The sequence below is a fragment of the Magnetococcus sp. PR-3 genome (assembly GCF_036689865.1).
Classification (GTDB): Bacteria; Pseudomonadota; Magnetococcia; order Magnetococcales; family Magnetococcaceae; genus Magnetococcus.
On record NZ_JBAHUQ010000001.1, the window covers coordinates 449,773 to 450,039 of the forward strand.

Genomic DNA, 267 nt, shown 5'->3' on the forward strand with positions numbered 1-267 from the left:
CACCACGCCCACGATGTCAAACCCTGCTGAGCCAGCCAAACCAGATCAATGGGCATGGCCGCGGGATAAACCTAAGGCTAACCAGGAGCCCATCGGCTTAAGGGATGCCCCCCTACGTAACGAAGGGCTGTGGAGAGATTAACCCCCAACGTTGATCATACCAAGCCCATCAGCTGGCCCCTGTGCCCCTGAGGGCACAGGCTTGCGAAGTGTCTCAACTCTTAATCTTGCCCCTGTGCCCCTGAGGGCACAGGCTTGCGAAGTGTC